Consider the following 14,708-nt stretch of genomic DNA (forward strand, 5'->3'; position numbering starts at 1 on the left):
ATATCAACGTTGTTCTCATCATGTGAAAACAGACCATTTCAATTTGGGAGGGATCTCGCATATGGTTCAACCGATTCAACGCGCCGCCGTCATCGGCTCCGGCGTCATGGGAGCGGCCATCGCCGCCCACTTGGCAGGCGCGGGCATTCACTGTCTCTTGCTTGACCTCGTGCCAGCCCAGCTCACCGAAGCAGAGGCTAAGAAGGGGCTCACGCTCGAGCATCCCGCAGTACGCAACCGTTTGGCCGTTGACGCCATCGCACGCTTGAAGAAGACGAAGCCGGCGCCGCTGTACAGCGAGGCATTCGCGGCACGGATCACGCCGGGCAATCTGGAGGACGATCTATCGAAGCTGGCCGGCGTCGATTGGATTATCGAGGTCGTCGTCGAACGGCTCGATGTCAAGCGCGAGCTGCTCGGACGCATCGAAAAAGTATGGAAGCCGGGCACCATCGTGTCGTCGAACACTTCGGGCATATCCATCAATGACATGGTTGCTTCCTGCGGCGCAGAATTCAAACGGCATTTTTTAGGCACTCATTTCTTCAATCCACCGCGTTATATGAAGCTGCTTGAGATTATTCCGGGAGAGACGACCGATCCGGAGATCGTGTCCTACATGCATGGGTTCTGCGAGCGCCGGCTGGGCAAAGGCGTCGTCGTGGCCAAAGACACGCCGAACTTCATTGCGAACCGCATCGGCACCTTCGGGCTGCTCGTGACGCTCCGCAACATGCTGGAAGTCGGATACACCGTGGAGGAAGTCGACGCCGTCACCGGGCCGGCCTTGGGGCGGCCGAAGAGCGCTACCTTCCGCACGCTCGATCTGGTCGGGCTCGACACGTTCGTTCATGTGGCGGCCAATGTGCATGGACAGACGGCGGCGACGGCGGAGAAGGACGTGTTCAGCGCCCCAGATGTGCTGAGCCGCATGGTGGACCGGGGCTGGATTGGCGAGAAGCAGGGCCAGGGCTTCTATAAGAAAGTGAAGACGGATTCGGGCACGCAGATCCAGGCGCTCCGCTTCGACACGATGGAATACGAGCCGGTGCGCAAAGTATCTTCCGCTTCGCTCGAAGCGGCCAAGTCCGTCAAGGGAGCCGGCAACAAAATCAAGGCCCTGCTCGGCACGAAGGATCGGTATTCCGACCTTGGCTGGAATACGCTGAAGCCGGTGCTGCTCTATGCGGCGCACAAGCTGGGCGAAATCGCCGATTCGATTGCCGACATCGACAACGCGATGAAGTGGGGCTTCAACTGGGAGCTCGGCCCGTTCGAGGTATGGGACGCGATCGGCTTGGTAAAGGCCGCCGAGCGGATGGAGGCCGAGGGCGACGTGCTGCCCGACTGGGTCCGCGCCTGGATAGACGCGGGGCATACCAGCTTTTACGAGCAGCGGAATGACCAACGCTTCTACGCCCATAGCGGGGCGTGGAGCGAGCTGGAGACGCCGGCGGAGCATATTTCGCTGCGGCGGCTCAAGCAGCAGAACAAGGTCGTGCTGTCCAACCCGGGCGCGAGCCTGATCGATATTGGCGACGGGGTCGCGTGCCTGGAATTCCATTCGCCGAACAACGCTATCGGGGCGGATATCCTGACGATGATTCAGCAGAGCGTGGAGGAAGTGCGCCGCAATTATCGCGGGCTCGTCATCGCGAACGAAGGGCGCCACTTCTGCGTCGGCGCGAATGTGATGCTGCTTCTGATGGAGGCCCAGGAAGAGGAATGGGATGAGATTGATCTCATCATCCGCCAGTTCCAGAATACGATGCTGACACTGAAAAGACTGGAAAAACCGGTCGTGGCGGCGCCGCATCAGATGACGCTCGGCGGAGGCGTGGAGGCGTGCCTGCCGGCCGATAAAATCATTTTCTCGGCGGAGACGTACTTCGGTCTGGTCGAGACGGGGGTCGGCCTCATTCCGGCGGGCGGAGGCTGCAAGGAGATGGCGCTGCGATCCAGCCGGATGGCTGGCAGCACGGATGCGGATTTGCAGGCGTTCGTGAACAGCTATTTCGAGACGATCGCGATGGCCAAGGTCTCGACAAGCGGCCATGATACGAAGCGGCTCGGGTATATGGGACCAAGCGATTCGGTCATTATCAATCAAGACCGCCGCGTCTATGAGGCGAAGATGGCGGTGCTGGAAATGGATCGCGCCGGATACGAGCCGCCGGAAGAGGAGCGCATCCGCGTCGTCGGCGAATCGGGCAAGGCGGTGATGCAGCTTGGCGCCTATACGATGCAGCTTGGCAACTACATCTCGGATCATGATCGGCTGATCGCCAACAAGCTGGCGCATGTGCTGGCGGGGGGCAACGTGCCGGCGAACAGCCTGGTCAGCGAGCAGTATATGCTCGATCTGGAGCGTGAAGCCTTCCTGAGCCTGTGCGGCGAGCCGAAGACGCAGGCGCGGATGCAGCATATGCTCGCCAAGGGCAAGCCGCTGCGCAATTAATGTCCTTCTACACTATGAAATGAGGGGAGATCGCAATGAAAGAGGCAGTCATTGTATCGATGGCGCGCACGCCGGTCGGCAGAGCCAAGAAGGGGAGCCTCGCGCAGACGCGCGCTGAGGACCTGGGCCGCATCGTATTGGAAGAGGCTGTCCGGCGCGCGCCGGGCTTGAATAAGTCGGATGTCGAGGACGTCATTCTCGGCTGCGCCATGCCGGAAGGCGAGCAAGGATTAAATATGGCGCGCAACATCTCGCTGTATGCCGGTTATCCGGATACGGTACCGGCCGTAACGATTAACCGGTTCTGCGCCTCGGGCCTGCAGTCGATCGCGTTCGCGGCGGAACGAATAATGGCAGGGGGCGCGGAGACAATCGTCGCTGGCGGCGTGGAAAGCATGAGCGCGGTGCCGATGACCGGGTTCAAGCTGGCCCCGCACCCGAAGATGGTGTCTGATATGCCGGAGGTCTACATGGGCATGGGATATACGGCGGAAAATGTAGCGAAGCGGTTCGGGATCAGCCGCGAAGAGCAGGATCGCTTTGCGGCGGACAGCCACCGCAAGGCGGCAGCCGCTCTCGCCGCAGGGAAATTCCGCGACGAGATCGTGCCTGTAGCCACTGTGCAGAAAGGGGTCGGCAGCGACGGACGGCCGTGGGAGAAGGAGATCTCCTTCGACATGGACGAATGCGTCCGCCCGGATACGACGGAGGAGGTGCTCGCCAAGCTAAGGCCGGCATTCGCTCTCGGAGGCAGTGTCACGGCGGGCAACAGCTCGCCGATGAACGACGGGGCGGCGGCCTGCGTGCTGATGAGCGCCGAGCGTGCCCAGGAGCTCGGGCTGAAGCCGCTTGCGGCGTTCCGCAGCTTCGCCCTTGCCGGCGTGGCGCCCGACATTATGGGCGTCGGGCCTGTCGAAGCGATTCCGAAGGCGCTGCGCAAAGCCGGCATTTCGCTGGATCAGGTCGATCTGATCGAGCTGAATGAAGCGTTCGCCTCGCAATGCTTGCAGATTATCCGCCAACTGGAGCTGGATGAGAGCAAGGTCAATGTGAACGGCGGCGCGATTGCGCTCGGCCATCCGCTCGGATGCACGGGCTCGAAGCTGACGGCGTCGCTGGTCCATGAGCTGCGCCGCCGGGGCGGCGGCTATGGTGTCGTCTCGATGTGTATCGGCGGCGGGATGGGGGCCGCTGGCGTGTTTGAAGTCTTTGCCTAAATCCCGGAAGAGGTTGTTCAAAAAGGCCGCTTCGAGTTCCTGCAACCTTCTCGGTGCCGAAAACCGGCCTTTTTGAACTCACATTAAAATGAGAAAGGAAGATAACGATGACTGTGTTGGATCAGAAAATCAAAGGCGGCAGCTTTGTCATTGATGATATCACGCCGGATGCGATCGTTACGCCGGAAGATTTCACCGAAGAGCAGCGCATGATGATGGATACCACTCGTGATTATGTGGAAGGAGAGGTGCTACCGAACGACGAAGCGATCGAGAAGCTCAACTACGATCTGACGGTGAAGCTGATGCGCAAGGCCGGCGAGCTCGGCTTGCTCGGCGCCGACATTCCGGAAGAATACGGCGGCCTGGGGCTCGACAAGGTCAGCTCCACGCTGATCGGCGAGACGCTTACGAAGGCGTCGGCCTTCGCGCTCTCGATCGGTGCGCATGTCGGCATCGGTACGCTGCCGATCGTGTTCTTCGGCACGCCGGAGCAGAAGAGCAAATATTTGCCTGACCTTGCGACAGGAGCTAAAATCGCCGCTTACTGCCTCACCGAACCGTCATCCGGCTCGGATGCGCTGAGCGCCAAGACGACGGCGAAGCTGTCGGAGGACGGCAGCCACTATGTGCTCAACGGCTCCAAAATCTTCATCACGAACGCAGGCTTCGCCGATATCTTCATCGTGTATGCGAAGGTGGATGGCAAGGACTTCACCGCCTTCATCGTGGAAAAAGGCATGGAGGGCTTTACGCTCGGACCGGAAGAGAAGAAGATGGGGATCAAAGGCTCTTCCACCTGCCCGCTCTTTTTCGAGGATGTCAAGGTTCCGGTGGAGAACGTGCTCGGCGAGATCGGCCGCGGGCACATCATCGCGTTCAATATTTTGAACATCGGCCGCTTCAAGCTGGGCGCGGGTTGTCTCGGCGCATCGAAGGAGGCGATCGAGCTGAGCGTGAAATACGCGAGCGAGCGCAAGCAGTTCGGCAAGGCGCTCACGACCTTCCCGCTTATCGGCAATAAGCTGGCGGATATGAACATTGCCACCTATGTGACGGAATCGATGGTATACCGCACGTCCGGCTTGGTGGATTCTGCACTCAAGGATATTGATTATATGCAGCCGGATTCGGGCCAACTGATGGCCAAAGCGATTGCCGAGTACGCACTGGAATGCTCGATTAACAAAGTGTTCGCGTCCGAGACGCTTGATTTCGTCGCGGATGAAGGCGTGCAAATTCACGGTGGCTACGGCTTCACGCAAGAATATAAAATCGAACGCATTTACCGCGACTCGCGCATCAACCGCATTTTTGAAGGCACGAACGAGATCAATCGCCTGCTTATTCCGGGCATGCTGCTCAAAAAGGCGGCAAAAGGCGAGCTTCCGCTTATGCAAAAGGCGCAGGCACTGCAAGCCGAGCTGATGTCGATCGTCACCATGCCGGATTCGGGCGAAGCGATGGAGCTGGAAGGACATCTGGTCTCGATGTCGAAAAAGGTATTTCTCATGGTCGGCGGTCTGGCGGCGCAAAAATACGGCACGTCGCTTGAGCAGCAGCAGGAAATCTTGAGCAACCTCGCCGATCTGATGATCCTCGTTTATGCGATGGAGAGCGCCCTGCTGCGCACGCGCAAGCTGATCGCAAAGAGCGGCGAAGTTAAGGCGAAGCTCGCCATGCAGATGACGTCCGTCTATGTGCATGAGACGCTCGCCGATATCGAGCGCATTGCCAAGAACACGCTGGCGGCGATGGAATCCGGCGACATGCTGCGCACGCAGCTGTCGATTCTGAAAAAACTGACGAAAAGCTCACCGATCGACGCAATCAGCATCAAGCGTGATATCGCGGCACGTGTCATTCAAGCGGAAAAATACGCGGTCTCGTAATACGCGGGCATTACCCGCGAGGAAGGGATGGTTAGGTATGCCATTGGAGAAGCCATGGCTCCGTCATTACCCGCAGGAAATTGACCCGACGTATCAGTACCCGCGACAAAACGTCGCTCAATTTTTAATCGATGCGGCGCGGGATTATCCCGATCGTCCCGCGCTCGAATTCATGGGTAAGCAGCTGCGGTATGAACGGCTGCTGGAGGAGAGCTGCCGCTTCGCCAATGCGCTTGCGCGCCTTGGCGTCGGCCGCGGGGAGCGGGTGGCGATAATGCTGCCCAACTGCCCGCAGACGGTGATCGCCTATTACGGTACGCTGATGGCCGGCTGCATTGCCGTGCTCACGAATCCGCTCTACAAGGAGCGCGAGGTGGAGCTGCAGCTGGCCGATTCCGGCGCCGCGGCGATCGTGACCCTTGACGCCCTGTATCCGCGGGTGCGCGCCGTAATGGCGCGTACCCGGCTGCGTCATGTCATCGTGACGTCCATCAAGGATTACTTGCCGTTTCCGAAAAACATGCTCTACCCGATAAAAGCGAAACGGAGCGGCCACTCGGTCGAGGTGGAGTACGGCGAACAGGTCCATGCCTTCACTTCGCTACTGAAAAGCGTTCCGCCTTGGTTCACCTGTGTCGAGGTCGACCCGGAGCAAGATCTGGCGCTGCTGCAGTATACTGGAGGAACCACGAGCACACCCAAGGGAGTGATGCTGACTCACGGCAACTTGGTTGCCAATACGATACAATCGGGCGCCTGGTTCTATAAGGTGAAGCGGGGGGAAGAAATTTTTTTGGGAGCGCTTCCTTTTTTCCATGTGTTCGGCATGACCGTATTGATGAATCTATGTATGCTCTGCCGGGGAATGAACGTGCTCGTGCCGAAGTTCGTGCCTGCCGAGGTGCTGCGCATCATCCATCGGCTGCGCCCGACGGTGTTCCCGGGAGCGCCGACGATGTATATTGGGCTCATCAATCATCCTGATCTCCACAAATATGATCTGTCTTCCATCCGCACGTGCATCAGCGGCGCCTCTTCGCTCCCGCTTGACGTCCAGGAGAGATTCGAGGGGCTGACCGGCTGCGTGCTCATCGAAGGCTACGGCTTGACCGAAGCTTCGCCGATTACGCATGCGAATCTGTTATGGGGCAAGCGCAAGCACGGCTCCATCGGCATTCCGTTCCCGGACACGGAGGCGAGGATCGTGGACGCGGAATCGGGAGAAGAGGTGGCCGAGGGCGAGGTCGGAGAGCTTGTTGTCCGCGGCCCGCAAGTGATGAAGGGATATTGGAACAGGCCGGAAGAGACGATGAAGGCGCTTCGGGACGGCTGGCTGTTCACCGGCGACTTGGGGCGGCAGGACGAGGACGGTTTTTTCTCGATTGTCGATCGGAAAAAAGATCTGATCATTGCCGGTGGCTTCAACATTTATCCGCGCGAGGTGGAAGAGGTGCTGTTCGAGCATCCGAACGTGCAGGAAGCCATCGTAGTCGGCATGCCCGATGCGTACCGCGGGGAGACGGTCAAGGCTTATATCGTGCCGCGCGCCGGAAGCACGCTGACGGCAGAAGAGCTCAATGTCTGGTGCCGCGAGCGGCTCGCTTCCTTCAAGGTGCCGCGCCAATACGAATTCCGCAGCGAGCTGCCGAAGACGATTGCCGGGAAGGTTCTGCGCCGCAAGCTGCTTGAGGAAGAAGAAATGCTGCTGAAACGGTAACTGCCGGCCGGCCGCCGCAGCAATGAACGAAGGAACGGCGGAGGTGAGAAGATATGAAAAGACAATCGGCACCCGAGCCCATCGGCAGCGTGCCGCTTGAACACCTGTTCGAGCAGGTACGGGGCACCTTCTGGGAACATCTCGGCTGCGAGGTGGTATCGGCCGAGCCGGGCAAGGTCGTCCTGAAGCTGAATGCAGGGCGGCAGCACATGAACACCATTAACCTAGTGCATGGCGGCGTGCTGTCCTCCCTGCTCGACAACGCGATGGGCTTGGTCACGATGCTAGCTCGTCCCGGGGAGAATACGGTGACATCGAACTTGAACGTTCACTTCGTTGCCCCCCTGCATGCGGGCGAGCTGCGCGTCACGGCAGACATTGTGCATGAGACGCGCCGGTCGATTACATGCACTGGGCAAGTATTCGGCGCTGACGGCAAGCTTGGTTCTCTCGCGACGGCAACGTTCCGCGTCATTTGACGCCAACGGCGGCCGGCAAAGGTGATGTGGAGAACGCCCCTGCACAGGTTATGTGTCAGGGGCGTTGTTGTGATCCGGATAATCGGCGCTTGCCAACGTATGCGATCAAGCAATTGGCGGATTGCGAATGCAGTTCGCGTAGAATGTATTTTTTTGGTGGCGTCTTTTTTGTATGATGGGGTCAACCGGAATATTCCGATTGGCCTATTTTCGAGTCAAGACTAATACTTATCGTTACAGGAGGTGTCCATGACGGAATCGATCAGCTTTGCCGCAACTGGCGACATTCTTATCTCCCGGCGTCTGCCTGCGAATGACCTAGCTTCCGGAAGTAGCGTCGATTATCCAGCAAGCGGATGTGCGGTTCACGAACTGGAGACGACGTGCGCCGAATGGAAGGGTTTCCGTCTGCGGTAAGCGGAGGCTCCTGGGTGATGGCTTCTCCTGAGAATCTGGGCGATCTGCTGAGGTATGGCTTTAATCTGGTAGCCTGGGCGAGGCAACTGTAAAATAATTAGAACGAGCATACGCACGGCTCCTTCAGCATGCGTTGGGAGGAAGCGAGCGAGAGCGAGGCGCCGACCATCGTATATTTGATCGGATATTCGCCATGTCGCGCCCGGGACCGCGTGACGATGCAGCCGGAGGGCGAACGCTATACGGTCCAGCCCATCGAAGGCTCGCCTGCCGGATATATGATCATCCCGCCGGTTCAGCAGGGGAACCGCAGTTTGATCATTGCGGGCAAGTAGCTGGAAGGATGATTTTGACAACGACAGCGGGCGAGTGATAGGATACTTGATATATTTACCATATCATGATTTTTAGAAGGAGTTATTTTTTCAATGACACTATCGATTCAACTCTAACGCATTGCTTCTGCAGAACGGGCCCGGGCTCCTCCTTCTATCCGGCAAGATATTCTGGACAGATGGTTAACACATTTGAGGAGGAGACAAATATGGGTAAACCGGAAATGAACGTTGCCTTGGTATGCGGCCCGGACAGCGATATGGACACGCAAGCGATCCGTGCGTGCGGCATTTGAATATTTTGGAGTACGGGTATTTACGTATTGGATTGGAAGACCGAGTGATTTCAATGCGGTGCTATCGGGAGAGGATCTGTACCCTGGCATGGACCTGATTATCCTCAACTTCCATGGCGATGAGGGACAACTCTGCATGCCGGAATTGGGAGAGGCCGCCTATGAGGTGGACGAGCCGCGCGGGGATTACGGCCCGGAAGAGATTCGGCGGTATGCGAAGCTGGATCATCACATCGTCATCGGGAACGGGTGCTCCCTGGGCGATCCGGCATTGGCGCAAGCCTTCCTGGACGCGGGATGCAAGATGTATATCGGACCGGACGACTACCCGGAAGGCACTTCGGCGTTTATGTTCGTTCTGCGTCTCGGCTACGAGATGATTCAGAACAAGAAGAGCGTGCGTGAAGCCGTCGAGGCAGCCCGCGCGATGGATAAGGAGAACCTATCGATGTACCGGCTCTACACGGCTTAATGATCCAATAGGTGAGAAGAAGAGTCTTGGCGGTATCCGCCAAGGCTCTTTTTAATGGGCAGGGGCCGGGATTCTGCCTGATTTCTGCTTGATCCTCCTTTAGTCAAGATAGGAATCCTGCAATCGTACAGCAATTATTTGCCTTAAAGCGAATATTAGGGGGTACTCCTGCAAATCTGCATCATTTTCCCCGAAAAGTCTTCCTTCCAAGCCCAAGTAGGCGAAATTGCTGCATTATTGCAGGCTTCACTTTGGGGAGAAACGGCTTTCCTGGAAAAACTGCATTATTGCAGTTTTCGGCGGGAGAACCAGCAGCATACAGCCTGTCAGACTGTGTGTGCATCCCGTATTATCCGATCGTGAAGAACGCAAGCAAGAGAAACGAAAGGAGGATGCACGCAAGCAAGAATATACGCAAGCAAGAGAAACGCAAGAGCGGAGTATAGAAACTGTTCACGGACGCGGCACGGACGCGGCCCCCGGCCGGCTATCGCTCCGGTCCCGCACTGGCCGGTCGGGAAGAGCAGGAAAGAACATGGCGGCACTGGAGCTTCACTCCCGGCCGCTGCCGCTTCGGTCTTGGTCTTGCCGGAGGGGAACAGGTTGCAAGTGCAAGCACCCGAGCGGACTGGAAGCAAGTCGGCTGCCAGCTTCTTTCCGTCCGATCAGGGAGTGGGGAAAAATTCGTCTTTAAATCGGCAAACGGGAGATTTGTTCTCATGCATCGAGTATGATGTGATCAAGTATATGGCGGAACGAGTCAAGGGGGATGAGGATATGAAAATTGCCCGTATCGACGTGTTTGCTCTACGCTTGCCGATGAGCCAATCATTCACGATATCCAATCGGGCCGCCAGTGATGCCAGCCTCGGGGCGTCTCATATCTACGTGCGAATTACGGCGGACAACGGCGTCTGCGGCTGGGTGGAGGCAAGACTGAGCACCCGTTGGAGCTACGAAACTTTGTAAACGGTTACAAGTGCGAACGGGCGCTATCTCTGACCGGCACTGATCGCTTGGAGGCCAAAGATTGAAGATTCACCGGGTGATGAACCGGGACATCCGGCCGGGGCTGGGCAGCTGCCAGCCGATTGCGAAGGCGGTCATCGATATGGCGCCGCATGATCTGCTCGGCGCCGCCGAGCAGCGCAATCTGGCGGAGCTGTGATACTCGGCCCCGGATCCGGTGCTGAAGCTGTCGCATCTCATCAGTACGGCCAGCCCGGGGGAAGCGGCGTGCAAGGCGGCATACGCCGCAGCGAACGGTTACTAGGCGGTCGATGTCAAGATCGGGCTCGACCCGAAGCGGGATCTCGCGATTGTGAGGTCGTGAAGAGCGAAGCGCCGGGGTTGCACTTCCAGGTAGATGCGGATCAGGCCTACAATCTGCCATAGGCCGTCAAGCTGGCGAAGCAGATGGGCGGATCGGGGTCGATGTGTTCGAGCAGCCGCTAGCAGCCAATCAACTGCATGGGCACGCCCAGTTGCGCCGCTTCCGATTGCATTGGACGAGCGCGTCTAGACGCCCGGGGATCTGATGCAGGCGATTCAGACGAAGGCATGCGATATCGCCGTCATCAAGGTGGCGAAGATAGGTGGCTTATCCGGGGCCAAGCGATGCGGGGAGATGGCCCGCGATGCCGGGCTGGAACTGCTCGGGGGCGGGCTGACGGAGTCGAGACTTGGCTTGACGGCCAGCGGCTGGCTGTTCCAGTACTTGGACATCGCCTATCCGGCCGATTTGAATGGTCCGATGTTCCTGAGTGATGATCCGGTCGAGACGGGCCCCGTTATCAAGGAGGGCGAGATTCAATTGCCGATGACGCCGGGAATCGGATATTAGGCGGCCCGGGGCGGCTTGTTCGCATGTGGTGCCCCCGGCACAATGGACCTATGTACAACATCGGAGGTGACGCTCACCTCTCGCTGCCGTTCATGTTAGAGGTATGCTCAACGGGAACTACATTATAATCTGACGGAGGCGCATCAAGATGTGGATGGATGAGAAGGAAGTAACGTGGGGCTCGCCGGAATTACGCATCGGCATAATCGGGCCGGAAGCGATGATGGGGCTGATGGAGCATTGTCTCGAAGGCTTCCCGTCCTTCGATCCGGTCATACGAAGCTACCGCCAGGAGGAAGAGGCGCCGGATCTGGCGCATGAGTTGGCGGAGAAGGTGGATGTGCTGTTGTTCACCGGGCCGGTCTCTTATCAGTTGGCCTGCGACGGGGGCGGCGGCATGTGCTTCATCATCCGTGAGGATGAGAGCGTCATTGGTCCGCTGGAGATCAATGAGCCGCATGAGCTCGATCTGTCTCTGGTTGATGCCGCATTGGTGAAGCAGGCGGAGACGGCGGGACTGACCTCGATTTACCTTAGCCGCCTGATCGCTCATATGACCCGCTTCGGCAAGGTCGATTACTACGCCCAGGAGCTGGACGGTGCTGGGTGTCACGGTCCGCAGCGTGCACCGCTTCCTGCTGGCGCTGATGGATGCGGGGCTGGTCGATATTGTCGGAGAAGAGAAGGGCGCTTCTCGGGGACGCCCGCGTCAGAAATACCGCATCAGCTTTTTGAGCCGGTTGATTCGGTAATGGCAGGAGATCGGTAGAGAAAGGGGGAATTGACGACATCAGGGCAAGTTGGCATATGCGGCAGAACAGCGGGGAGAAGGCGCTGCGTTAGGCAAGAGCTACACGCTGGAGACGCCGTACCCGCCCGACGCGCTCTTCGGCAAGACGGAGTCCTCGCACCCGGACGATACGGGGCGCCAATTGACGGATGGACAATTCGGCGGCTTCGTCTTCCTGCTCTTCTATCAGCAGGTGAAGACGCCTATCCTATGAAAATGAGGCGGTTGGCATGAACCATATATCTATGACTGTGCGGCACTGAATGCATACTTTATAGTAAGCAGTGACATGGTGATAGAGAAGCTTCTATATATAGCTGCCATGTGCTGCCGCAAACAATGCTGGCGCATGCGATGAATGTCTTCCAGGTTACTCCTCATCCCGCTCCATGCTGGCTCGGGGACAGCGGCCAGCCCGGGAAGGAGACGGGAGTAACCGGGATTCTCTTCATCGGTACAAGCATGGCACCCAGCGAACCGCATATCAGGAACCGGCTCCGCGGATCGTTGGGGCCGTGCGTCCACAAGAAGCGGAGTGAGCGCCACGAAGGCAGCCCGGTCGTCCGCTGTCCTACACTGTCCGCGTGCATCCTGCGAAGCGCGCGTTTTTTGGTATGTCTGTTCGAAATTAAGGCTGATTGTCCAGCAATCTACCTATTACCAAATAGGAAATACAAGCATATTTTATAGTATCAGCCGAAATAGATGACCTCCTGTTGATATATTATGCCTATCATTGCGTTATGCGTGTATCCTATCAGATCTCTTTATTTTGTTGTCACGGGTCATTGTTGCTTCATCACCTTCGGCAGAAATTTGAAAGGGAAAGGAATGAAGGGTGTTGATGATGAGCGGCTACGAGAGAGTGATGAATGCCATTCGAGATGTTGATCTGGCTGAAGTCGAAGTCAGATATAACTGCGGCCAAAAGTTAAAATTCGATTTGACGAAAAAGTATGACATCATGAGTCAGGATCTGTTAGAGCAGTGGTTAGCCAATATCGAATGGGGACGAGTCGTGAAAGTGAAATGGAAAACGTGCAGCGGCGAGAAAACGACGATGTATATGCCGGGATGCGGCGGCAAGATTCGTCGCCATAAGAGCAAGCATCACCATGACGGATGCAAATGCGAGAAATGTAAGCCGAAGCATCATCACCATGACGGATGCAAATGCGAGAAATGCAAGCCGAAGCATCATCATCATGACGGATGTAAATGCGAGAAATGCAAGCCAAAGCATCATCATCATGACGGATGCAAATGTGAGAAATGCAAGCCAAAGCATCATCATCATGACGGATGCAAATGTGAGAAATGCAAGCCGAAGCACCATCATCATGACGGATGTAAATGCGAGAAATGCAAGCCGCATCATCACCACCATGAATGCGATCCATGCAGACCCGATCCATGCTGCAACTGCGACTCCGACCCGTGCTGCTGCAAGCCTCGGTTCGTATGGCGCGACCGTGATCCTTATATGCGGTTCCAGCCGAACCCGCAAATCCCGTATAAGCATTACCCGGCCGGCAACTGTTAAGCCGTATCCGGTTCGCAGCGGCCATTCGCAACCCTCCGTTCGCCGTCGGGCATATTTCAATATAACGGGTTGACTCCTTCAGGGTGCATTGTCTACCACACTCTTATATGCATGGAACGATCGCTTGCGCCTCTCGCACCCATCTTTTTTACCGAAATCCATCTATTCTTGCACCGAACAGCTATAATGAGAGAGACAACCGATAGCGAGATAGAATGGAGAACATAGACTTGAGGACATTTAAAAAAGTATATATCGAGATTACAAGCATCTGTAATCTGGCTTGCAGCTTCTGTCCGCAGACCGAACGGAAAGCGCAGTTCATCCAGCTCGACGCGTTCCATCGTATTCTTGACGAGATTAAGCCGCATACGCGCCATATCTATCTTCATGTCAAAGGCGAGCCGCTGCTTCACCCCCGCATTGATGAACTGCTGGACGCCAGCCATGAGAAAGGGTTCAAAGTTAATATTACGACCAATGGCACGCTGATTCGGAAGAACCGGCATAAGCTGCTTGGGAAGCCGGCGCTTCGGCAGATGAACTTCTCACTCCACAGCTTCGACGGGCACGAAGGATCGGAGAATCGGGAGCAATACTTGTCCGAGATTTTATCGTTCGTGCAGGAGGCGGCCGAGTATCAGGTCATCTTTTCCTTCCGGTTATGGAATCTGAATCCGGAGCATGCCACGTCTCTACAGAAGCGAAGGAACCGAGAGACCTTGGAGATGTTGGAGAAGGAATTTAACCTGGACTACCATATCGAAGAAAAGGTAGGTCCCGGGGGAGGCATCCAAATCGCGGATCGCATTTACTTGAATCAGGATTATGAATTCCAATGGCCGAGCCTGCATGCGCCGGAAGATGACGGCAAGGGCTTCTGCCATGCGCTGCGCAGCCAGGCAGCGGTGCTGGTCGACGGAACGGTCGTCCCTTGTTGTCTGGACGGGGAAGGCGTCATTCGCTTGGGCAATGTTCACCATACTCCCTTTACCGAGATCGTGGATGGGGAGCGCGCGAGTCGGCTGTATGACGGATTTTCGCGAAGGGAAGCCGTTGAAGAATTATGCCGGAGATGCGGGTACCGCAAAAGATTCGGAACTTAATGTAAGGTATCGCATAAGGACCCCTGCCGGCGTCCTATCAGACTAAGTCAATATTTTAAAAAATAGCATTGAATATATAGGTATAAATATTCGATGCTATTTTTTTACGTATGAATTTTATATAATCAAAGTTTGATATCTAT

Annotated in this window: 14 protein-coding genes and 1 pseudogene; all 15 read left to right on the forward strand. The window is 56.8% G+C overall.

Annotated features, from left to right (window positions below; all coding sequences use genetic code 11):
* The first annotated feature begins 61 nt into the window (after positions 1 to 61).
* The 15 genes and pseudogenes from DQX05_RS05475 to DQX05_RS05530 all read left to right on the forward strand — a co-directional run bounded on the left by DQX05_RS05475 (position 62) and on the right by DQX05_RS05530 (position 14,565).
* Positions 62 to 2,458, forward strand: coding sequence for a 3-hydroxyacyl-CoA dehydrogenase/enoyl-CoA hydratase family protein (locus DQX05_RS05475; RefSeq protein WP_119791606.1), 2,397 nt, complete (start codon positions 62 to 64; stop codon positions 2,456 to 2,458).
* A gap of 35 nt (positions 2,459 to 2,493) precedes the next feature.
* Positions 2,494 to 3,675, forward strand: coding sequence for an acetyl-CoA C-acyltransferase (locus DQX05_RS05480; protein ID WP_119791607.1), 1,182 nt, complete (start codon positions 2,494 to 2,496; stop codon positions 3,673 to 3,675).
* Positions 3,676 to 3,782: 107 nt separating this feature from the next.
* Positions 3,783 to 5,567, forward strand: a complete 1,785-nt coding sequence (locus tag DQX05_RS05485) for an acyl-CoA dehydrogenase family protein (RefSeq protein ID WP_119791609.1) — start codon at positions 3,783 to 3,785, stop codon at positions 5,565 to 5,567.
* A 37-nt stretch (positions 5,568 to 5,604) separates the two neighbouring features.
* Entirely contained in the window at positions 5,605 to 7,284 is a 1,680-nt protein-coding gene (locus DQX05_RS05490) for an AMP-binding protein (protein ID WP_119791611.1), read from the forward strand.
* 53 nt (positions 7,285 to 7,337) lie between these two features.
* Positions 7,338 to 7,763 carry a PaaI family thioesterase gene (locus tag DQX05_RS05495; protein WP_119791612.1) on the forward strand — a complete coding sequence of 142 codons (426 nt, stop codon included), beginning with the start codon at positions 7,338 to 7,340 and terminating at the stop codon, positions 7,761 to 7,763.
* A 249-nt stretch (positions 7,764 to 8,012) separates the two neighbouring features.
* Positions 8,013 to 8,180 (forward strand): hypothetical protein, encoded by a 168-nt coding sequence (locus DQX05_RS30565; protein ID WP_182914631.1) that lies wholly within the window; start codon positions 8,013 to 8,015, stop codon positions 8,178 to 8,180.
* Between the two features lie 128 nt (positions 8,181 to 8,308).
* Entirely contained in the window at positions 8,309 to 8,515 is a 207-nt protein-coding gene (locus DQX05_RS05500; RefSeq protein WP_119791614.1) for a hypothetical protein, read from the forward strand.
* 209 nt (positions 8,516 to 8,724) lie between these two features.
* Positions 8,725 to 9,283 (forward strand): annotated as a pseudogene (locus DQX05_RS05505) (delta-aminolevulinic acid dehydratase).
* Positions 9,284 to 9,886: 603 nt separating this feature from the next.
* Complete coding sequence (locus DQX05_RS31655) at positions 9,887 to 10,252, forward strand: hypothetical protein (protein WP_259391790.1); 366 nt, start codon at positions 9,887 to 9,889, stop codon at positions 10,250 to 10,252.
* Positions 10,253 to 10,313: 61 nt separating this feature from the next.
* Positions 10,314 to 10,451, forward strand: a complete 138-nt coding sequence (locus DQX05_RS31660) for a hypothetical protein (RefSeq protein WP_259391791.1) — start codon at positions 10,314 to 10,316, stop codon at positions 10,449 to 10,451.
* 369 nt (positions 10,452 to 10,820) lie between these two features.
* Positions 10,821 to 11,126, forward strand: coding sequence for an enolase C-terminal domain-like protein (locus DQX05_RS31665; protein WP_259391792.1), 306 nt, complete (start codon positions 10,821 to 10,823; stop codon positions 11,124 to 11,126).
* Between the two features lie 148 nt (positions 11,127 to 11,274).
* The gene (locus DQX05_RS05515) at positions 11,275 to 11,895 is read left to right on the forward strand and encodes a hypothetical protein (protein WP_119791615.1); all 621 of its coding nucleotides are present in this window, start codon (positions 11,275 to 11,277) and stop codon (positions 11,893 to 11,895) included.
* 31 nt (positions 11,896 to 11,926) lie between these two features.
* Positions 11,927 to 12,130: a hypothetical protein gene (locus tag DQX05_RS05520; protein ID WP_119791617.1), complete on the forward strand. Its 204-nt coding sequence runs from the start codon at positions 11,927 to 11,929 to the stop codon at positions 12,128 to 12,130.
* A gap of 901 nt (positions 12,131 to 13,031) precedes the next feature.
* A complete protein-coding gene (locus DQX05_RS30230; protein WP_147385155.1) occupies positions 13,032 to 13,532 on the forward strand; it encodes a hypothetical protein in 501 nt (166 codons plus the stop codon).
* A 157-nt stretch (positions 13,533 to 13,689) separates the two neighbouring features.
* Positions 13,690 to 14,565: a radical SAM/SPASM domain-containing protein gene (locus DQX05_RS05530; RefSeq protein WP_119791620.1), complete on the forward strand. Its 876-nt coding sequence runs from the start codon at positions 13,690 to 13,692 to the stop codon at positions 14,563 to 14,565.
* Positions 14,566 to 14,708 lie beyond the last annotated feature (143 nt).

The organism is Paenibacillus thiaminolyticus, assembly GCF_003591545.1.
GTDB classification, from domain to species: domain Bacteria; phylum Bacillota; class Bacilli; order Paenibacillales; family Paenibacillaceae; genus Paenibacillus_B; species Paenibacillus_B thiaminolyticus_A.

Excerpts from the sequence above, each read along its gene's own strand:
- DQX05_RS31665 (WP_259391792.1), top strand. The coding sequence starts at position 10,821 with ATGCAGGCGATTCAGACGAAGGCATGCGATATCGCCGTCATCAAGGTG.
- DQX05_RS05485 (WP_119791609.1), top strand. The coding sequence starts at position 3,783 with ATGACTGTGTTGGATCAGAAAATCAAAGGCGGCAGCTTTGTCATTGAT.
- DQX05_RS30565 (WP_182914631.1), top strand. The coding sequence starts at position 8,013 with ATGACGGAATCGATCAGCTTTGCCGCAACTGGCGACATTCTTATCTCC.
- DQX05_RS30230 (WP_147385155.1), top strand. The coding sequence starts at position 13,032 with ATGACGGATGCAAATGCGAGAAATGTAAGCCGAAGCATCATCACCATG.
- DQX05_RS05495 (WP_119791612.1), top strand. The coding sequence starts at position 7,338 with ATGAAAAGACAATCGGCACCCGAGCCCATCGGCAGCGTGCCGCTTGAA.
- DQX05_RS05475 (WP_119791606.1), top strand. The coding sequence starts at position 62 with ATGGTTCAACCGATTCAACGCGCCGCCGTCATCGGCTCCGGCGTCATG.
- DQX05_RS05490 (WP_119791611.1), top strand. The coding sequence starts at position 5,605 with ATGCCATTGGAGAAGCCATGGCTCCGTCATTACCCGCAGGAAATTGAC.
- DQX05_RS05480 (WP_119791607.1), top strand. The coding sequence starts at position 2,494 with ATGAAAGAGGCAGTCATTGTATCGATGGCGCGCACGCCGGTCGGCAGA.
- DQX05_RS05500 (WP_119791614.1), top strand. The coding sequence starts at position 8,309 with ATGCGTTGGGAGGAAGCGAGCGAGAGCGAGGCGCCGACCATCGTATAT.
- DQX05_RS05515 (WP_119791615.1), top strand. The coding sequence starts at position 11,275 with ATGTGGATGGATGAGAAGGAAGTAACGTGGGGCTCGCCGGAATTACGC.